This window comes from Achromobacter sp. UMC71 (assembly GCF_014170305.1).
In the GTDB taxonomy this organism is placed as follows: domain Bacteria; phylum Pseudomonadota; class Gammaproteobacteria; order Burkholderiales; family Burkholderiaceae_B; genus Achromobacter.
Map to the genome: position 1 here is coordinate 55926 of NZ_LZZT01000047.1, position 20081 is coordinate 76006.

The following is a 20081-nucleotide window of genomic DNA, read 5'->3' on the forward strand; positions in this document are numbered from 1 at the left end:
GGTGTCCTGGTCAGGATTGGGGCAAACGGCAGGCTGGTGCGTGATGTGGCCTGCCTGGCGGGTGAGATTTGCGACACCCGGCGGCGTGGGCCGACGAGCGGTGCGCCACGTTCCGGTCAGATGGGATAGATCAACGAATTCGGAATCAGCTCGCTGTCGAAAATACACAGTCTTGATTCGAATTTCAGGCCGTCGGGGGTCTGGCGGATGACGTCCAGGTAGCGGCCTACGTTGAAGACGGTGGTGAGCTGGCAGGGTTTGGTGCGGAAGACGGCGTAGTTGGCTTCGGATTCGATGCGGTCGCCGGCCGCCGACAGGACCCGGGGCGCGCCGACGACGTGGCGCTGGTAGTAGGGGTCGTGGAAGATCGTGTCGGTGGCGCCGTAGATGCGGTCGCGCAGCATGCCGCGGCTTTCGAAGGACATCGTGGCCAGGGGGTAGCCGCGCTCGTGGTTTTCGCGGGGCAGGACTTTGTAGGCGCAATCTTCCAGGAAGAAGTCCGGCCACTTGTCCCATTGTCCGGCGTCCAGCGCGGCGGCGTAGTCGGTGTATAGGCGGGTCAGCGCGTAGTACAGGGGAAAATCCAGCATTTTTCAGGCCTCCGTTTCCATCACGCGGCGCCAGTAGGCATACATGCCGCGGATCAGCGTTTCGGTCACCATGTGGTCGGTGTTCTCGGCGGTCTTGCCGCCCAGTTCGGCCACGCTGCGGTGCCAGGGCTTTTGCTGGAAGCCGGATTGCGAGAACTCGATCACTTCGCCGTCGTCGGCGGACACGAAACCGGCAGGGCCGAACAGGTTGGCCTGGCGCAGGCGGCGCCGGGTCATTTCGGGCGTGTCGTCGGCGAAGCCGAAGTGGGTCCAGACGAAATCGAAGGCGTCGTGGCCGACGGGCTGGATGTGGCGGGTCGACAGCGAGTTGACCTGCTGCTGGATGATGACGCTGGGGAACAGGGTCATCAGCACGGCCGTCGGGCCGTTCCACCAGGGTTCGGGCACGATGTCCAGGAAGCGGTCGTCGTTCAGCGACATCTGTTCCTTGAAGCTGGAGACGCCGCTGGTGACGCTGCCCTTGCCGCCCTGGCCGCGGGTCGAGATCATCGCGGCGTGGCGGTAATGGCGGTCCATCTTCAGTTCGGACCGGTTGTCGGCCCGCCACAGGCCGAAGGTGACGAACCAGGTGTGCAGGAGGCCAGGGTGATAGGGGTCCTTGATGTTTTCCTGCATCAGCTTCCAGTTGCCGGGGATGCGCTGTCGGCTGTAGCCGTGCACCACCAGCTGGCGGCCGTCGAAGACGCGGTCGAAGTAATGCAGGATGTCGGGGCCCAGGTAGTCCTCCAGCGGTTCGACCTCGTGGTCGAACGAGGCAAAGACCACCCCGTTGCGACAGGCCACGGCCAGCTTGGTCAGGCCGTGTTCCTCGGGCTTGAAGTCCGGCGGCATGCCGCCGTTGATGCGGCCATCCTGCTTGACGCCGCGGCGGAACGGCACGCCGATCAGGTTGCCCTGCAGGTCGTAATTCCACTGGTGGTAGGGACAGACGAATTCGCTGCGGTTGCCCGAGAGTTCGCGGCAGAACTGCACGCCGCGATGGGCACAGACGTTTTCCACCACCCGCACCTGGCCGTCGTTATCGCGCAGCAGGATGACCGAGCGTTCGCCGACGGCGGTGCGCTTGAAATCGCCGGGGTGGGGAATTTCCGCCTCCAGGCCGACGTAGCTCCAATGGGCGCGGTAGAAGAAGCGGTCCAGCTCCTTTTGGTGCAGCGCGGCGTCGGTGTAGACGCCGAACGGAATGCGGTGCGTGCCGTCGGCAGGCCAGGGGCGCATGGTTTGTCTCCATTTTCAGGGGCCACGCGGCATGGGCGCGGCGTTTGTTGCATGATCGACCCGGCCATGAAATAAATAAATAGAATCTGCATGATGACAACAATCACCAAAATCAATATTGGTGGAGACAAGCATGAACCTGCAAGACATGGACCTGAACCTGCTGGTCGTCTTCAACGAGTTATGCAAGCACGGCCGGGTATCGGCGGTGGCGCGCAACCTGGGTATCTCGCAGCCCGGGGTCAGCAATGCGTTGGGACGGCTGCGCAAGCTGCTGGGCGATGAGCTGTTCCTGCGGACCTCGCGCGGCATGGTGCCCACGCCGTATGCCGAGGCGCTGGCCCAGCCCATCGCCGATGCGCTGGGCGCCTTGCACGGCACGCTGAATGCGCGGACGTCGTTCGATCCGGGGCATAGCGAGCGGGCCTTTGTCATCGGCGTCAACGATGTGGGCGAAACCTATTTCCTGCCGCGCTTGATGTGGGCGCTGGATGCGGCGGCGCCGGGCGTCACTATCCGGACCGTGCGCACCACGTCCATCGACGTCAAGGACGAAATGGAGCGCGGCCGCATCGACCTGGCGATGGGCTTCCTGCCGGGGCTGAAGCAGGGCTTTTTCCAGCGGCGCTTGTTTCGCCAGCCCTATGTGTGCATCTTCCGGCAGGACCATCCGCTGGCGCGCGGTGGGGTATCGGCCCGGCAGTTCCGCGCGGCCGAGCACGTGGCCATCGTGTCCGAAGGCACCGGGCACGGCGTGGTGGACCAGGTCATCGAGCGAGCAGGTATCCGCCGCCGCCTGCGGTTGACGGTGCCCCATTTCATGGCGGTGGGGCCGGTGCTGCAGGCCACCGACATGATCGCGGTGGTGCCGCAGCGCTTCGCCGACTGCGCCAGCAGGCCGTTCGGGCTGGCGACGGCGCCCTGTCCGGTGAAGATCCCGGAGTCCGTCATCAACGTGTTCTGGCACGCGCGCAACCATCGCGAGCCGGCCAATCAATGGCTGCGGCAGGTGGTGGTGGAGCAGTTCGCGGATTAGGGCCAGTTGACGCGCCCGGCGGCCTCAGGTTTCGCGCAGGGTCACGCCGAACCAGCCGCGCAGGGCGTTGGACAGGCGGATGTCGTCGGCCGCATGCAGATCGGCCAGGGTCAGGACGCGCTCGGTCACGTTGCCGGTATCCAACAGTTCGGCCCGCTGCACGCCCGGCAGGCAGCCGCTGTCCGTGGGCGGCGTGTACCAGTCGCCATCCAGGCGCAGGTAGACATTGCTGCGGCTGCCTTCGCACAGCTCGCCGCGTTCGTTCAAATAGACCAGATCGAAGATATGCGGATGCGCCGGCAGCCATTCGATGGTCTTGGTGTACCAGGGCCGGTAGGTGGTCTTGTAGCGCAAGAGCGGCTCGGACGAGCGCAGGGCCTCGGGGGCCAGCATGATTTCCTGCACGGCGGGCAGGGGCGGCAGCACCGCGGTCTGGATGTGGCGGCTGCCGTCGCGCGCGACCAGCAGGCGCAGGCGGTGCGCGCCCGGCGTGACCAGGCTGAGCGCCGCGATCATGATGTCGCTTTCCACCGTGCGTCCGCCCCAGGCGTAGCCCAGCGCCTTGCAGGACTGCTCCAGCCGGTGCAGATGGCGCGCCAGCAGCGGCACGCGGCGCTCGGCATCGACCAGGATGGTCTCGATCAGTTCGGGTTGCATGGGGGCTCCTGGGTAACGGCGGACGGGGCCGCGCTCTATCCTACTCTGCCGGCGCGGCTTGCGCATTCATGCACGCAAGATGCGGGCCTTCCAGTGGCATTCCTGCCATTCCTCGGCGGGGTCCGAATCATGCACGATGCCGCCGCCCACGCTGTAGACGCCGTGGCCGGCCGCGTCCAGCACCAGTGTGCGGATCGCCACGTTCAGCGAAAAATCGCCGTCCGGCGCCAGCCAGCCGATGCTGCCGCAGTACAGGCCGCGCGGCGCGGCTTCCATCTGGCGGATGCGGCGCATGGCGGCCACTTTGGGCGCGCCGGTGATGGACCCGCAAGGGAACAGCGCGCGCAGCACGGCTTCCAGCGTGGCGCCGGGGGCTTGCGCGGACACGGTGGACGTCATGGTCCAGACCGTGGGATAGCGTTCCAGCGAGAACAGGGCATCGACCTTGACCGAGCCCGGCTCGGCCAGGCGGCCCAGGTCGTTGCGCAGCAGGTCGACGATCATCAGGTTTTCGGCGCGGTTCTTGTCGCTGGCCAAGAGGGCCTGGCCCAGGCGGGCGTCCTCGACCGGGTCTGGATGGCGCGGCGCCGTGCCCTTCATGGGCCGGGTAGTCAGTCGGGCGCCGCGCCGGGCGACGAACAGTTCGGGCGAAAACGACAGCACCGTGCGCGCGCCGTCCTGGATGAAGGCGGCGTGCGCCACCGGATTGCGCGCGGCGATGCGCCGGTACAGCGTGGCGGCATCGCCCTGGTATTGCAGGTCCAGCGGCTGGGTATAGTTGACCTGGTAGAGCTCGCCGTCGGCGATCAGGCCGCGGATGGCGTCGATCTGGCTCACGTAGCCGGCTTCGGTCATGCGCGGCGCCGGGATGCTGATGGCGGCCGGCGGATCGGCGGCGTCCGGCGCATCCCACGGCGCCTCGTCGATCTGGCGCTCGAACACCAGCGCGGTCAGGCGCGGCGCGCCGTCGTCGCGCGGGGGCGTCCAGGGGCCGGCGGGCGCGGGCCGGGTGGCCTCGGGCAGCAGCCATTCGCCCAGTTCGTAGTCCAGCAGCAGCGCGACCCAATGGCCGCGTTGGCGGGCCGCATCGATGGCGGCCAGCGCGGGGCCGACCTCGGCCGCTGCGCGCGCCTCGATGCGGGACAGCAAGCCGTCCAGCCGCAGCGCGCGGCCGGCCAGCCGGTCTTCAAAACGACAATGCATGACGCTCTTTATTGTTGTGCCAGGAACTCCGCCAGGACCCGCCCGGTATGCGATTGGGCGCTTTGGGCCATGACGTGTTCCGGCGAACCCTGGCCCACCAGCTTGCCGCCGCCCGTGCCGCCTTCGGGGCCCAGGTCCAGCAGCCAGTCGGCTTCGGCGATGACGTCGAGATTATGCTCGATGACCACCACGGTGTTGCCGGCTTCCACCAGGCGGTGCAGCACGTGGATCAGCTTTTCCACGTCGGCCATCGACAGGCCCACCGTCGGCTCGTCCAGCACGTACAGCGTGTGCGGAATGCGCGAGGCGCGGCCGGTCTTGATCAGGCCGTCGGTCAGGCGCGCCTTGGACAGCTCGGTCACCAGTTTGATCCGCTGGGCCTCGCCGCCGGACAGCGTCGGCGACGGCTGGCCCAGCGTCAGGTAGCCCAGGCCGACGTCCTGCATCAGTTGCAGGGGGCGGTGGATTTTCGGGTGCGCGGCAAAGTAGCCGATGGCGTCATCGACTTCCATCGACAGCAGTTCGCCGGCGTTCTTGCCGCGCATCTGCACGCTGAGCGTGTCGTTGTTGAAGCGCGCGCCGTTGCAGGCGTCGCACGGCACCTTCACGTCGGGCAGGAAGTTCATCTCGATGGTGCGCATGCCCTGGCCTTCGCAGATCGGGCAGCGGCCGTCGCCAGTATTGAACGAGAAGCGCGCCGCCGTCCAGCCGCGCATGCGGGCCTCGCGGGTATCGGCGAACTGCTTGCGCACGTCGTCCCAGAAGCCGACGTAGGTCGCCGGGCAGGAACGCGGCGTTTTGCCGATGGGGGTCTGGTCCACTTCCAGCACGCGGTCGATGGCTTCCCAGCCCAAGATGTTCTCGCAGCCGGCCCAGCCCGGCGCCTTGCCTTGCGAGACGGCCTGCATCAGGTTGTCCAGCAGCACTTCGCGCGCCAGGGTCGACTTGCCCGACCCGGACACGCCCGTGACCACGCTCAGGCGGCCCACCGGAATCTTGGCGTCGACGCTGCGCAGGTTGTGCAGCCGCGCGCCCTGGATTTCGATCATGGGGGTGTCGGCCTCGACAGGGCGGCGGCCCTGCAGCGGATGCTGTAGCGGCTTGGCCAGGTAGCGGCCGGTGACGGATTCGGGGGCGTCCATCAGGTCCTGCGCGGTGCCCTGGGCCACCACGCGGCCGCCGCGCACGCCGGCGCCGGGGCCGATATCGATGATGTGCGAGGCGCGGCGAATGGTGTCGTCGTCATGCTCGACCACCACCAGCGTGTTGCCGTTGTCTTCCAGGCGCGCCAGCGCGTCCAGCAGGATGCGGTTGTCGCGCGGGTGCAGGCCGATGGTGGGTTCGTCCAGCACGTAGCAGACGCCCTGCAGGTTGGACCCCAGCTGCGCCGCCAGGCGGATGCGCTGCGCCTCGCCACCCGACAGGGTCGGCGCGGCGCGGTCCAGCGCCAGGTAGTTCAGGCCCACTTCCTGCATGAAATTCAGGCGGCCGCGGATTTCGGTGAGGATGTCGCGGGCGATCTCGCCTTCGCGGCCGCGCGCCACCAGTCCGGTAAAGAAGGTGTGCGCGTCCGACACCGGCAGCGACGCCAGTTCGGCGATTGACTTGTCGCGCCAGCGCACCGCGCGCGCGACCCGGTTCAGGCGTTGGCCGTCGCACTGGGTGCAGACCTTGGCCTCGCCTTCGTACCAGGCGTTCCAGGCGGTTTCCTCGCCGGTCTGCTCTTCGTCAAAACCTTGCAATTGCAGGCCGGTGCCGTAGCAGCCGGTGCACCAGCCGTGCTTGGAGTTGTACGAGAACAGGCGCGGATCGGGCTCGGGGAAGCTGGTGCCGCAGGACGGGCAGGCGCGCTTGACCGAGAAGTGCTGTTGCTGCAATTCGCTGTTCAGCGCGTCGTGCAACTTGTTCACCGGCCACACGACCGACATCACGCCCTGGCCGTTTTCCAGCGCGCTCTTGACCGCGGCGCGCAGGTCGGCCTCGTTGGCGGGGTCGACCACCACGTCGGCCACCGGCAGTTCGATGGTGTGTTCCTTGTAGCGGTCCAGGCGCGGCCACGGCGCCACGGGAATGAATTCGCCGTCGACGCGCAGGTGCGTATGGCCCTTGGACCCGGCCCACTTGGCCAGGTCGGTGTAATAGCCCTTGCGCGCGGTCACCAGCGGCGCCAGCAGGCCGATGTGCTCGCCCTTGTGGTCGCGCAGCAGGCGCGCGACGATCTGGTCGGTGTTCTGCGGTTCCACGGCCACGTTGCAGTCGGGGCAGTACTGCGTGCCCAGCTTCACATACAGCAGGCGCAGGAAGTGGTGGATCTCGGTCATCGTGGCCACGGTCGACTTGCGGCCGCCGCGGCTGGTGCGCTGCTCGATCGCCACAGTGGGCGGAATGCCGAAGATGGCGTCCACGTCCGGTTTGCCCGCCGGCTGCACGATGGCGCGGGCGTAGGCGTTGAGCGATTCCAGATAGCGGCGCTGACCCTCGTTGAACAGGATGTCGAAGGCCAGGGTCGATTTGCCCGAGCCGGACACGCCAGTGATGACCGTGAACTTGTCGCGCGGAATCTCGACGCTGATGTTCTTCAGGTTGTGCTCGCGCGCGTTGCGGATCTCGATGGACATATTGTCCTGGCGGCGCTTGCGCATCACCGATTGCAGCGGCGTGCCTTCGCCCGCGCCATAGGCCACGGCCGGTTCGGCGATGCGGGCCGTCAGGCCGGCTTGCTCGACTTCCTGCGCGTCGGCGTCGCTGGTCACCACCACATCGGCCGGCAGGATGCTGACTTCGTAGTCGCGCAGCGCCGCGCCGGTGTGCGAGGCGGGGTTGGCCATCAGGTCCTGCGGCGTGCCCACGCCCAGCACCAGGCCGCCGGCGTCGCCGCCTTCGGGGCCCAGGTCGATCAGCCAGTCGGCCGCGCGGATCACGTCCAGGTTGTGCTCGATGACCAGCAGCGTGTGGCCGGCGGCCAGCAGCTTGCGGAAGGCGCGCATCAGGCGCGCCACGTCGTCGAAGTGCAGGCCGGTGGTGGGTTCGTCGAACAGGAACAGGCTGCCCTTCTTGGCGACCTTGGCGGTGGAGATGCCGCTGCGTGCCGCCTCGGCCAGGTGGCCGGCCAGCTTGAGCCGCTGTGCCTCGCCGCCCGACAGCGTCGGTACGGGTTGTCCCAGCCGCACGTATTCCAGGCCCACGTCGGCCAGCGGCGCCAGGCCCGTCTGCACGTCGCGCAGGCCCTTGAAGAATTCCAGCGCTTCGCTGACGGTCATTTCCAGCACCTCGTCGATCGAGGCGCTCTTGCCCAGGTGCTCGACGCGCACTTCCAGCACTTCGGGGCGGAAGCGCTTGCCGTCGCAGTCGGGGCAGCGCAGGTACACGTCGGACAGGAACTGCATTTCCACGTGCTCGAAGCCGGTGCCGCCGCAGGTTGGGCAGCGGCCGTCGCCGCCGTTGAAGCTGAAAGTACCCGCGGTATAGGCGCGTTCACGCGCCAGCGGGGCCTGGGCGAACAGCTTGCGGATCGCGTCGAACGCGCCCACGTAGCTGGCCGGGTTGGAGCGCGCGGTCTTGCCGATGGGGGTCTGGTCCACCATCACGACGTCGGCGATCTGCTCGGCGCCCAGCAGGCGCTCGAACGCGCCCGGCGCTTCGGACGGCTTGCCCTTCTGCTTGAGCAGGGCGGGGTACAGCACGTCCTGCACCAGCGTGGACTTGCCCGAGCCGGACACGCCGGTCACGCAGACCAGCCGGCCCAGCGGCAATTCGATCGACACATTCTTCAGGTTGTGCGCGCTGACGCCTTCGAGCAGCAGGCGCGGCGTGTTGGCCGCCACCGGCATCGGCCGCGGCGCTTCGACGCGCTGGCGGCCGCCCAGATAGTTGCCCGTCAGCGTGTTGGCCGCGCGCAATTGCGCCGGCGTGCCGTCGAACACGATGTTGCCGCCGCGCTCGCCAGGGCCCGGGCCGATGTCGATGATGCGGTCGGCGGCCACCATGACTTGCGGGTCGTGTTCCACCACCACCAGCGTGTTGCCGGCGTTGCGCAGCCGGTGCATCACTTCGACCACGCGGTGCATGTCGCGCGGGTGCAGGCCGATGGACGGCTCGTCCAGCACGAACAGCGTGTTCACCAGCGAGGTGCCCAGCGCGGTGGTCAGGTTGATGCGCTGCACCTCGCCGCCAGACAGCGTGCGGCTCTGGCGATCCAGCGTCAGGTAGCCCAGGCCGACATCGCACAGGAACTTGAGCCGCGCGCGCACTTCGGTCATGAGCAGATCGGTGGCGGCATCCAGCGCGCCGGAGAACGACAGCTTGTCGAAGAAGGTGCGCACCCGCTCGATGGGCAGCAGCATCACGTCATGCACCGACAGCCCGTCCAGGCCGTCCAGCTGCGGCCGCGTCCAGTTGGCGCCGACTGGCATGAAGCGCTTGTAGCGGCCGTCATCGGGCGGCAGTACGGCATCGGCTTCTTCCTTGGTGCCCAGGCGCCACAGCAGCGCGTCGGGCTTCAGGCGCGCGCCATTGCAGGTGGGGCAGGGCGTGTAGCTGCGGTACTTCGACAGCAGCACGCGCACGTGCATCTTGTAGGACTTGGTCTCGAGCCAATCGAAAAAGCGCTGCACGCCGTACCACTGGTGCTTCCAGGCGTCGTTGCCGCCCTTCCAGTCGGGCGTGCCGTACAGCACCCAGCGCTTGTGTTCTTCGCTCATGTTTTTCCACGGCACCCCCAGCGGGATGCCGGCGCGCGGCGCGTACTTCTGCAGCTCGTCCTGGCATTCCTTGTACGACGGCGTGGTCCAGGGCTTGATGGCGCCTTCCAGCAGGGTCTTGTTTTCGTCGGGGATGACCAGGCCGAAGTCGATGCCGATCACGCGGCCGAAGCCGCGGCAGGCTTCGCAGGCGCCCAGCGGCGAATTGAACGAGAAGCTGCTGGGCAGCGGGTCGGTGTATTCGATGTTGCAGTCGGCGCAGTGCAGGCGGTCGCTGTATTTCCAGATATCGGCGTCGGCGCCCTCGGCGTCCATGACATAGACGGCCAGGTGGCCCGCACCCATGCGCAGCGCGGTGTCCAGCGCTTCCATCACGCGTTCGCGTTCGGTGTCTTTGAACCGGAAGCGGTCCTGGATCACGTGCAGGATGCGACGTTCATCGGATTCGGTCTTGGCCTTGCCCTTGCCCTTTTCCTTCTTGGCGCCCTTGGCCGGAGCCGTCGCACGGGGCACGGCGGTTTCCTCGGCATGCACGCGGGTGTAGCCCTGCTGTTCCAGGAAGCCGCGCACTTCGTCTTCGGTGAAGTTGGCGGGCACCGCGATGGGGAAGGTCACCACCAGGCGCGGATCGCCGGCCACGGCCGAGCGTTCGGCCAGCGAGTGGTAGATGGAATCGGGCGTGTCGCGCCGCACCACCTTGCCGCAACCGCGGCAGTGCAGCCGGGCGCCGCGCGCGAACAGCAGCTTTACGTGGTCGTTCAGCTCGGTCATCGTGCCGACCGTGCTGCGCGAGCTGCGCACCGGATTGGTCTGGTCGATGGCGATGGCCGGCAAAATGCCTTCGATGCGGTCTACCTGTGGCTTGTCCATGCGGTCCAGGAACTGGCGCGCATAGGGCGAGAAGGTTTCCACGTAGCGGCGCTGCCCCTCGGCGTACAGCGTGTCGAAGGCCAGCGAACTTTTGCCGGACCCCGATACGCCGGTCACGACGACCAGTTCGCCGGTGGCGATGGTCAGATCCAGGTTCTTGAGATTGTTCTGGCGGGCGCCAACGATGCGGATTTGGGAGCTCATGGACGGTATCGTAGCCTGAGGGAGGGGCCCGCCCGGGCGACGGCCTGTCGCTGGTTCCGGACGCGGCGATGTGGAATAATTGCCTATATAGTGAGGCATGAGTCCACAATGTGGTCACTCACTGTGATCAATCACGCGCTCAGCTGCTGTACAAATAAACAGTATCGCAGATTCGTCTGAAATTCGCGCGGTTTGCCTTGCGCATTCTGCATAAGCATTGTTAACGCTGGGCATCTACCCAATGTGGGGGTGATCGTGTCGGAAACCAAGGTGGCGGGCGCCGCGGCGTTCGCCAAGTTCATGACGGTGCTGCAAGCGGTGGCCGACGCCCCGCAGCCGCCCACGGCCGCCGCGCTGGCGCGCAGTTGCGGCTATCCCCGGCCCACCGCCTACCGCATCGTGGCGGCGCTGGCCGAGCAGGGCATGGTGGCCGAAACCGAGGGCGCCTATCGTCTGGGCCCGCGCCTGCTGGCCTTGGCCAGCCGCGCCTGGTCGCAATTCGACCTGCGCGCGGCGCTATCGGCCGACTTGCAGGCGCTGCGCGACGACACCGGCGAAACCGTGCACCTGGCGGTGCCGGCCGGCGCCGAAATGATCTACATCGACAAGCTCGAAAGCCCCGGCCCGGTCCGCATGGCCTCGCGTGTGGGGGCCGCCGTGGCGTTGCATTCCAGCGCGGTCGGCAAGGCCTACCTGGCAGCGCTGGCCGAGCCGGCGCGCGAGCGCCTGCTGCGCGACCTGCCTTTGGCATCGCGCATGCCCGGCACGCTGTCGACCCTGCCGGCCCTGCGCGCGGCGCTGGCCGACACGGCCGCGCGCGGCTATGCCATGGACAACGAGGAAAACGAACCCGGCATCGTCTGCTACGGCGTGGCGCTGCGCGACGCCGCCGGCCAGCCGGTGGCCTGCGTCAGCGTCAGCACCCTGCTGTTCCGGCGCCGCGACGATCCGCAAGCCGCCTATATAGAACCCCTGCTGCGGTTGCGCGACGCCGCCTCAGCCAAACTCGCCGTCCTGCCGGTGTCATCCGGCGGCGCCTGAACGCCCGTCCCCGAGGAATCCCATGACCGCTGCTCCCCTTGCCTCCAAGCTCGCCGCCCTGCTGGCCGCCCGGGTCGTGCCCGTGCTGCGCTACACCGACGCCAACACCGCCGCCTATGCGGCCGAAGTCGCCGTCGCCGCCGGCTGCACGACGCTGGAACTGACCTGGACCATCCCCGGCGTGACCGACCTGGTACGCGCGCTGCGCGACAAGCACGGCCCCAACCTGCTGCTGGGCGTGGGCACCGTGCTGAACGAAGAACAGGCCCGCGAGGCCCTGGTGGCGGGCGCCGACTTTCTGGTGTCGCCGGCCCTGGCCACCGAGATCGTGGACCTGGCGCACGCGGCCGACGCCCTGTGCCTGCTGGGCGCCTTCACGCCCACCGAAGTGCTGGCGGCACGCCGCGCCGGCGTGGACGTGGTCAAGGTGTTCCCGGCCGACACGGGCGGCCCCAAGCACCTGGCCGCGCTGAAATCGGTCTACCCGGACACGGTGTTCTGCCCCACGGGCGGTGTCACCGCCGAAAACATGAACAGCTATTTCGCGGCCGGCGCCGGCCTGGTCGGCATCGGCAGCAACCTGTACGACAAGGCCGCCTTCGCCGCCCGCGACACGGCCGCGCTGGTGACGCAGATTACCCGCACCCGCGAGGCCGCCCATGGCTGATTTCGATATCGTCGCGCTGGGCGAACCCCTGGTCGAACTGAACCAGACCAGCCAGGACCAGCTGCAATACCTGCAAGGCTTCGGCGGCGACACCTCCAACGCGGTGATCGCTGCGGCGCGCCAGGGCGCGCGCTGCGCCTACCTGACCCGCGTGGGCGACGACGCCTTCGGCGCCCAGTTCCTGGCGTTGTGGCAGGCCGAAGGCGTGGATACATCGGGCGTCGAGGTCGACGCCCAGGCCCACACCGGCCTGTATTTCGTGCAGCACGGCCCCGACGGCCACGCCTTCAGCTACCTGCGCCGCGGCTCGGCCGCCAGCCTGATGACCCCGGCCAGCCTGGCCGGCGGCCTGATCGAACGCGCCCGCTTCCTGCACGTCTCGGGCATCAGCTTGGCGATCAGCACCAGCGCTTGCGATACGGTCTTTGCCGCCATGGCCCGCGCCCGCGCGGCCGGCGTCCAGGTCAGCCTGGATTCCAACCTGCGCCTGCGCCTATGGCCCCTGGACCGCGCTCGCGCCATCCTGCGCGAAGCCCTCTGCCATGCGGACCTGTTTTTGCCGAGCATGGACGATATGCAGCACCTGACCGGCAACGACGACCCCGAACGCACGCTGGACTGGATCCGCGATGCGGGCGCCCCGGGCGTGGTGGTGCTGAAGCTGGGCAAGGATGGTTCGATCATCGACGACGGCAAGACCCGCACGCCGGTGGCGGCGCTGCGGGTGGACGCGGTGGATGCAACGGGCGCGGGCGACTGTTTCGCTGGCAGCCTGCTGGCGCGGCGCTGTCAGGGCGACGGCTGGGTGGACGCGGTGCGCTATGCGAACGTGGCGGCGGCGCTGTCGACGCTGGGTTATGGCGCGGTGAATCCGCTGCCCAGGGCAGAGCAGGTGCTGGCAAAGCTGAAGCGCTAGGCCTGGGAAATTCCGGCCCCAAAAGGAAAATCCCCGTCAGGCTCGCGCCTGGCGGGGATTTTTTCGATCAAGCCACCCAGGCAAAGCCCAGGTAACCAGCGGTCATTTAGACGCGCTTGATCTTTTCCAGCATCTTGAAAACACCCTTGGGCGACTTGACGAACAAGCGCTTGAAGGCCTTGCCCAGGCAACGGCGTTCCAGGGTGTTACGACGCACGCGTTTGCGTTCAGCCATGTTGATTCTCCTGTTGAATTTGCGGAAATCGGATTTGCGGTTGGAAGGTCCAACTTGCGGTGCTTCCAACCGACCGCACAACCGGATACTGGGCTGGCGGGGAAATTGGGTAACTCGGTATTCTAGCCTGAATTTTTTTGTTGCGCTAATTTTGGCTTTTCGGGGTTTGCTTTGCGGGGGCGGGGGGATCTTCGTAGGTCGCCCCTGGCGGCGGTGGCAGGCGGAGTGGGCGCCCACGATTGCGGTCCGGCGCGCGGGCGCCGGACTTCCCCGTTGTCATCGTCGTCCGCCTTCGGCTCCCTTCCGATTCCCTCGGGCGCATCGAGGTTGCCCACTCCGCCTGCCACCGCCGCCAGGGGCTACGGGTTTCGAGAATTGCCGCGCTGCTAGACCCGTGTTCAGGGAATGGAATCAGCAGGGCCGCCAAGCCGCGGCCGCGCGGGCGGCCACGTTTGGCATTGCATTGCTGGACAGTGTTGCGGGGGCGCTTCGCGCTGGTGGAGGTAGGGGTTCTTAAGGTTACGCAATTATTTTGGGGGGCGGTGATGGGCGGCGCGGCATGGGCTGGCTTGCGGGTGACGACGGTCTCGCGCGCCGCCCATCGGGCGCTGCACGTTGACTTGGCATGCCACGGCATCCGCGCCGCTAGAAGACTGGGGCCAGTCGGGCGTCAATTCAACGGGTGACCAAAACGCGCGCGTGCTCCGCAAGCGCGATAGCGGCATCGGTGTACGCAAGACGGCGCGTAAGTCTCGTAAGGCCGCCCGCGCGGCCGGCACGAGACGGGCCTCGCACCCCGCTCCACCCCCGCACTGATCTTCATCAATATGCCAATCGCGGCTTAAGAACTACTCAGCCGGCCCCAACTTGGGCCGAATGAAATCCATAAACGCCCGGGTCTTGGCCGGCTGAATACTCGACGGATACACCACGTAGATCGAAATAGGATCCACCGACCACCCCGGCAACACCCGCCGCAGAGAGTTCCGCTTGATGATCGGATCCAGCGCCTGGCAGTGCGGCATCCGGGTAATCGCCAGATCCAGCCCCGCCAGCGTTCCCGCGATACTCATATTGTTGGCGGCCAGATGCCCGCTGACCGGAACCAGCTCGCTCACCTTGCCGTTATGCAGCGTCCAGTGGGAATGCGCGTCGTCGATCGTCGTGCGCAGGCATTGGTGCTGTGTCAGGTCGCCGGGCGTCTTTGGCTCGCCGAAGCGTTGCAGATAGCGGTCAGAGGCATACAGGTAATTGTCCAGCGACACCAGCTCTTGCACCACCGCGCCGTCGCTGCGCGGCGTCAGTGATCCGTTGCCATTGCCGTTGTCGATATTCGCCGTCGGATAATCGCTATTGCGGCCGAAACGCAGAACGATATCGAAAGGCGTGCCTTGCGCGTCCGACGCCGTCATCATGCTCAGGTCGAACTCGCACTCCACCTCGGGGTAGCGGTCCGTGAAATCATTGATCGTTTCCGGCAGTAGCCAGATCGCCAGGCTGTAGGGCATCGATACCCGTAGATTGCCCGACGGGCCGCCCGACAGCGATTGCAGTTGCTCGTGGGCCAGGCGGGCCTCGTCGATCAGGCCCTGGCAGCGGCTCATGTAGGCCGCGCCCGCTTCCGTCAGGTCCAGGCGGCGCGTATTGCGGTTGATCAGGCGCAGCCCGATCGCTCGTTCCAGCTCGTTGATCCGGCGCGACAGCGTGGACGTGGGCATGCCCAGCGCGCGGGCGGCCAGGCTGAAGCTCTTGCGCTTGGCTACCTCTACGAACAAGGCGATGTCATTGAGCTGGACGGTCGAAGCTTCCATAGGCATTCCGGTTGGGGCCGCCCGAGTTTACGCCACTCCGGCGCCCGCCCCAACGGGCGACGCGGCGAGGTGATCCCGGCCTGCGCGCCGCATATTGTCAGATTTGATTGCAAATTTGCATGCCGTGCCATCGGTTCGCGCAGGCATATCCCCTACACTTCAGGCGAAAACACGCATACCAAGACCGCAGCGGTTATCCGGAAATCGCAAAAGGGCACAGCAGGCATGACCGAAACGTCGACGTTCTTTACCGTTCTGACGCCCACCTACAACCGTGCGGGCACACTGCACCGGGTGTATGAATCGCTATCCCGCCAGACCTTCCGGGATTTCGAATGGGTTGTCGTGGACGATGGCTCCACCGACAACACCCACGAAGCGGTGCTGGAATGGCAGCAGCGGGCCGACTTTCCGATCCGCTATGTCTGGCAGAACAACCAGCACAAGAAAACCGCCTTCAACCGTGGCGTGCGCGAAGCGCGTGGCCGGATGATCGTCGGGCTGGACAGCGACGACGAGATGCCGCCCGACTCGCTGGCTACCTTCAAGGCTGCCTGGGACGCCATTCCGCCCGCCCGCCGCGATTCCTACGTGGCCATCACCGGGCTCTGTGCGCGGCCCGACGGCAGCATCGTGGGCGACCGTTATCCGCAGGATGTGTTCGACAGCACCGCGGTGGACATCTACTTCCGCTACCGCATCAAGGGCGAGAAATTCGGCTGCATGCGCACCGATATCCTGCGCAAATATCCCTTTCCCGAAGACGTCGCCGGTTTCGTGCCCGAAAGCCTGGTGTGGTGGGCGATCGCGCGGGCGGGGTATCTCAGCCGCTTCATCAACCAGGTCGTGCGCACCTATCACGACACCCCGGGCGGCTTGAGCCAGGGGGCGGTGTCTGTGGCCAACAACGCCCAGGGGCTGTATCTGCTGGCCTGGGACATGTTGCAGCACCACCTGGAATTCTTCCGTTTCCGGCCGCGCGAATTCATCATGGCCGCCGCGCGCTATACGCGGTTCCGGCTGCACCTGAAACATTCCGGCGTGCCGACGGCGGTGCAGGCGTATCGGCTGACCCAGCCGTGGGCGCGGCTGATGGTGGGGGTGATGTGGCCGCTGGGCTATGCGCTGTACCGCCGTGACCGACGGCGGGGCGTGGCCTGAGAAAAAGGGCGGCGGGGCGCTGATCCGGATGGCCCCCCGCGCCGGCCGCATTCGCTTCAACGTTTGCACGGGGCCATCAAGTCGCCGCCGGCGCGGCGTGTCCCAGCCCCAGGTAGACCTCGACCACGCGCGGGTCCGCGGCGACCTGGGCGGCGGGGCCTTCCAGCGTGACCGCGCCGGTTTCCAGCACATAAGCGTAATCGGCCACCTGTAGCGCGGCGCGGGCGTTCTGTTCGATCAACAGGATGGACACGCCCATGTCGCGCAGGTGCGCGACGATGCGGAAGACCTCGCGCACGATGCGCGGGGCCAGGCCCAGGCTGGGTTCGTCCAGCATCAGCAGGCGCGGCTTGGCCATCAGCGCGCGGCCCACCGCCAGCATCTGGCGTTCGCCGCCCGACAAGGTGCCGGCCAGCTGGGCGCGGCGTTCCTGCAGGCGGGGGAACAGCGTGTAGACCTCGGCCAGCGTCTTGTCCTGGTCGCGCAGGCCGCGGCGGAAGCGGTCGAAAGCGCCGAGCGCCAGGTTGTCTTCCACCGTCATTTCGGCGAACAGCTCGCGCTTTTCGGGCACCAGGTTCATGCCGGCCGCCACCATTTCCTCGATCTCGGCGTGTTCCTGGCGTTTGCCGCCGAAGACGATCTCGCCGCGCGAGGGCAGCACACCCATGACGGCTGACAGCAGCGTGGTCTTGCCCGCGCCGTTGGGGCCGATGACCGTGACGATCTTGCCTTCGTCCACCGACAGGCTGACGCCCGAGATGGCCTCGACCTTGTCGTAGGCCACGCGCAGGTCGCGCACTTCCAGCAGTTTCGCACTCATTCTTCCACTCCGCCCAGGTAGGCTTCCAGCACCGCGGGGTTGTGCTGGATCTCGGCCGGCAGCCCCTCGGCGATCTTTTCGCCGAAGTCCATTACCACCACGCGGTCCACCAGGCCCATCACGAAATCCATGTCGTGCTCGACCAGCAGGATGGCCATGCCCTCGGCGCGCAGCTTCTTCAGCAGCTCGGCCAGCTCGCATTTTTCCTGGTAGCGCAGGCCGGCGGCCGGTTCGTCCAGCAGCAGGATGCAGGGGTCGGACGCCAGCGCCCGCGCGATTTCCAGAATGCGTTGCTGGCCCAGCGCCAGCGAACCGGCTTCGTCGTGCAAGTGCTTGCCCAGGCCGACGCGCTCGATCTGGCGGGCGGCTTCGGCCAACAGGCGGGCCTCTTCGGGGCGGTCCAACCGCCAGGCCGCCGGCAGCACGCCGCGGTGGCCGCGCAGGTGCGCGCCGATGGCCACGTTTTCCAGCACGCTCATGCGGCCCAACAGGCGCACGTGCTGGAAGGTACGCGACAGGCCCAGGCGCGCGATCTTGCGCGCGCCCGCGCCGGCTACGGGCTGGCCCAGCAGCGTGACCTGGCCTGAGGTCGGTGTGTCTACGCCCGAGATCTGGTTGAACATGGTGCTCTTGCCGGCGCCGTTGGGGCCGATCAGCGCCAGGATCTCGCCGGCGCGTATTTCCAGGTTCATGGCGTTGTTGGCCACCAGCCCGCCGAACTTGCGGGTCACGTCCACGGCCTTGAGCACTACCTCGCCGCGCGGCGGCATGGGCTTGCGCGGCAGCGGCTCGGCTTGCGGGTCGATCTTGCGCAGGCTTTTCCTGACCGGGAAGCGCCGCGCCAGCACCGGCCACAGGCCGCCGCGGGCGCGGTGCAGCAGCAGCACCATGCCGAAGCCGAAGATGATGACTTCAAAGTTGCCGGTTTGCCCCAGCAGCTTGGGCAGCCAGTCCTGCAGCCATTGCTTGAGCACCGTGAATACGCCCGCGCCCACCAGTGCGCCCCAGACCTGGCCGGCGCCGCCGATGACGGTCATGAACAGGTATTCGATGCCCATCTGCAGGCCGAACGGGTTCGGATTGACGAAGCGCTGCATGTGCGCGTACAGCCAGCCCGATGCGCAGGCCTGCAGCGCGGCGATGATGAAGATCACCATGCGCGAGCGGGCGGTGTCCACCCCCATGGATTCGGCCATCACGCGGCCGCCCTTGAGCGCGCGGATCGCGCGGCCCTCGCGCGAGTCCAGCAGGTTGCTGGTCGACCACATGGCCACCAGCAGGAAGGCCCAGATCAGGTAGTAGATCTCGCCGCCCTGGGTCAGCGACCAGCCGAACAGGTTGATGGCGGGCACGTCGGGAATGCCGGTGTGGCCGCCCAGCCCTTCGACCGAACCGAAGGCGAAGTACAGCGACAGGCCCCAGGCGATGGTGCCCAGCGGCAGAAAGTGGCCGGACAGCTTGAGCGTGATGGCGCCCAGCAAGTAGGCGATCACCAATGTCAGGAGCAGGCCGGCCAGCAGCGTGAGCCAGGGCGAGGCGCCCACCCAGGCCAGCCAGGCAGGCAGGGTGCCGGCCTGGGTGGTGAGCAGCGCGGTGGTGTAGGCGCCCACGCCGACGAACGCGGCCTGGCCGAAGCTGGTCAGGCCGCCGACGCCGGTCAGCAGCACCAGGCCCAGCGCCACCATGGCGTACAGGCCGATGTAGTTCAGCAAAGTCACATAGAACGGCGGCAGGAACAGCGGCGCGGCCGCCAGCAGCGCCAGGAAGGCGAGAACGAGGTGGCGCGGGGTCATTCTTCTTCTTCCTCGACGTGGTGGCTTTTCAGCGAGCGCCAGAGCAGCACGGGGATGATCAGGGTAAAGACGATGATTTCCTTGTAGGCGCTGGCCCAGAACGAGGAAAACGCTTCGATCAGGCCGACCAGTACGGCGCCGGCGGCGGCCAGCGGATAGCTCACCAGGCCGCCGATGATGGCGCCCACGAAGCCCTTCAGGCTGACCATGAAGCCGGAATCGAAATACATGGTGGTGATGGGCGCGATCAGGATGCCCGAGACGGTGCCGATCAGTGCGGCCAGGAAGAACGTGGCCTTGCCGGCGAACACCGGCGAAATGCCCATCAGGCGCGCGCCCAGCCGGTTGAAGGCAGCGGCGCGCAAGGCCTTGCCGTACATGGAGCGTTCAAAGAATTGGTACAGCACGATGATCAGCAGCGCCGACACCGCCACCACCCACAACGCCTGGCTGTTGACGTTGATCGGGCCCAGCGCCAGGCTGGCGTCGCTGAACGGCGCGGTGCGCGCGCCCTCGGCGCCGAAGGCCAACAGGCCCAGGCCGACCAGCGCCAGGTGCACCGCGATCGACACGATCAGCAGCACCAGCGTCGAGGCGGACGCGATGGGCTGGTAGAACAGCCGGTACAGCTGCGGCCCCATCGGCACCACCAGCAGCAGCGTCAACAGCGCCTGAACGGCCATCGGCAGCTGCGCCAGCGGCAGCCGGTAGAACAGCGCCGCCAGGATCAGCGGATACGCGACTTTGGCGCCGATGCGCCAGGCGCCGCGATTGCGGCCCGGCCGCTTGGCGCGCGCCAGCAGGTCGGCGGCGGCCTCGGCCAGCGCGAAGGCCAGCAGCAGCCATACCAGCAGCACCGGCTTGCCGGCCTGCAGGGCGGCCATGGTCAGCGCGCCGAAGGCGACGAACTCGCCCTGGGGGATGAACAGCACGCGGGTAACGGTAAAGACCAGCAGGATGGACAAGGCCAGCAGCGCATAGATGGCGCCGTTGGTGATGCCGTCCTGCCCGAGTATCAGGGCGATCTGGGCATTCATCAGTACTTCCGGATAAAACAGACAAACATGACGGCGACCTCATCGTGACCTAAGCGCTCCCCAGCGGGATGCCATGGAGCCGGCTTTGCCGGTCCATAGGC

15 protein-coding genes are annotated in these 20081 nt (G+C 67.2%); 5 read left to right on the top strand and 10 right to left on the bottom strand.

The features are described from left to right. Positions 1–116: 116 nt before the first annotated feature. Both A9974_RS22945 and A9974_RS22950 read right to left on the bottom strand, forming a co-directional pair. Positions 117–590 carry a nuclear transport factor 2 family protein gene (locus tag A9974_RS22945; RefSeq protein WP_183006487.1) on the bottom strand — a complete coding sequence of 158 codons (474 nt, stop codon included), beginning with the start codon at positions 588–590 and terminating at the stop codon, positions 117–119. 3 nt (positions 591–593) lie between these two features. Then, positions 594–1829, bottom strand: coding sequence for an aromatic ring-hydroxylating dioxygenase subunit alpha (locus A9974_RS22950; RefSeq protein WP_183006488.1), 1236 nt, complete (start codon positions 1827–1829; stop codon positions 594–596). A gap of 133 nt (positions 1830–1962) precedes the next feature. On the opposite strand from A9974_RS22950, the gene A9974_RS22955 reads away from it, so the two are divergent. After that, on the top strand, positions 1963–2865 hold the full coding sequence (locus tag A9974_RS22955; RefSeq protein ID WP_183006489.1) for a LysR family transcriptional regulator: 903 nt from the start codon (positions 1963–1965) through the stop codon (positions 2863–2865). A gap of 24 nt (positions 2866–2889) precedes the next feature. Here the strand turns inward: A9974_RS22955 and A9974_RS22960 are convergent, their stop codons facing one another. The 3 genes from A9974_RS22960 to uvrA all read right to left on the bottom strand — a co-directional run bounded on the left by A9974_RS22960 (position 2890) and on the right by uvrA (position 10499). After that, positions 2890–3522, bottom strand: coding sequence for an aminotransferase class IV family protein (locus A9974_RS22960; protein ID WP_183006490.1), 633 nt, complete (start codon positions 3520–3522; stop codon positions 2890–2892). A gap of 66 nt (positions 3523–3588) precedes the next feature. Beyond that, positions 3589–4725: an aminodeoxychorismate synthase component I gene (locus A9974_RS22965; protein WP_183006491.1), complete on the bottom strand. Its 1137-nt coding sequence runs from the start codon at positions 4723–4725 to the stop codon at positions 3589–3591. 8 nt (positions 4726–4733) lie between these two features. Next, positions 4734–10499 (bottom strand): excinuclease ABC subunit UvrA, encoded by a 5766-nt coding sequence (gene uvrA / locus A9974_RS22970; protein WP_183006492.1) that lies wholly within the window; start codon positions 10497–10499, stop codon positions 4734–4736. Between the two features lie 255 nt (positions 10500–10754). Here uvrA and A9974_RS22975 point away from each other — a divergent pair, with 255 nt between their 5' ends. From A9974_RS22975 to A9974_RS22985, 3 genes are read left to right on the top strand one after another with little or no spacing between them, the layout of a single operon-like run. Then, positions 10755–11540, top strand: coding sequence for an IclR family transcriptional regulator (locus tag A9974_RS22975; RefSeq protein ID WP_183006493.1), 786 nt, complete (start codon positions 10755–10757; stop codon positions 11538–11540). A gap of 22 nt (positions 11541–11562) precedes the next feature. Continuing rightward, positions 11563–12207 (top strand): bifunctional 4-hydroxy-2-oxoglutarate aldolase/2-dehydro-3-deoxy-phosphogluconate aldolase, encoded by a 645-nt coding sequence (locus A9974_RS22980; RefSeq protein WP_183006494.1) that lies wholly within the window; start codon positions 11563–11565, stop codon positions 12205–12207. Next, on the top strand, positions 12200–13123 hold the full coding sequence (locus tag A9974_RS22985; protein ID WP_183006495.1) for a sugar kinase: 924 nt from the start codon (positions 12200–12202) through the stop codon (positions 13121–13123). Before A9974_RS22980 ends, A9974_RS22985 begins: the two co-directional genes overlap by 8 nt. Positions 13124–13229: 106 nt before the next feature. Here the strand turns inward: A9974_RS22985 and A9974_RS29540 are convergent, their stop codons facing one another. Continuing rightward, positions 13230–13358, bottom strand: coding sequence for a hypothetical protein (locus tag A9974_RS29540; RefSeq protein WP_006226408.1), 129 nt, complete (start codon positions 13356–13358; stop codon positions 13230–13232). 848 nt (positions 13359–14206) lie between these two features. Beyond that, positions 14207–15169, bottom strand: coding sequence for a LysR family transcriptional regulator (locus tag A9974_RS22990; RefSeq protein ID WP_183006496.1), 963 nt, complete (start codon positions 15167–15169; stop codon positions 14207–14209). A gap of 225 nt (positions 15170–15394) precedes the next feature. Here A9974_RS22990 and A9974_RS22995 point away from each other — a divergent pair, with 225 nt between their 5' ends. Continuing rightward, positions 15395–16330: a glycosyltransferase family A protein gene (locus tag A9974_RS22995; protein ID WP_183006497.1), complete on the top strand. Its 936-nt coding sequence runs from the start codon at positions 15395–15397 to the stop codon at positions 16328–16330. 76 nt (positions 16331–16406) lie between these two features. Here the strand turns inward: A9974_RS22995 and A9974_RS23000 are convergent, their stop codons facing one another. Genes A9974_RS23000 through A9974_RS23010 form a run of 3 tightly spaced genes read right to left on the bottom strand, consistent with a single transcriptional unit; the run spans position 16407 to position 19980 of the window. Next, positions 16407–17150 (bottom strand): ABC transporter ATP-binding protein, encoded by a 744-nt coding sequence (locus A9974_RS23000; protein ID WP_183006498.1) that lies wholly within the window; start codon positions 17148–17150, stop codon positions 16407–16409. Next, the gene (locus tag A9974_RS23005; protein ID WP_183006499.1) at positions 17147–18943 is read right to left on the bottom strand and encodes an ATP-binding cassette domain-containing protein; all 1797 of its coding nucleotides are present in this window, start codon (positions 18941–18943) and stop codon (positions 17147–17149) included. Before A9974_RS23005 ends, A9974_RS23000 begins: the two co-directional genes overlap by 4 nt. Further along, a complete protein-coding gene (locus A9974_RS23010) occupies positions 18940–19980 on the bottom strand; it encodes a branched-chain amino acid ABC transporter permease (protein WP_183006500.1) in 1041 nt (346 codons plus the stop codon). Before A9974_RS23010 ends, A9974_RS23005 begins: the two co-directional genes overlap by 4 nt. Between the last annotated feature and the right edge of the window lie 101 nt (positions 19981–20081).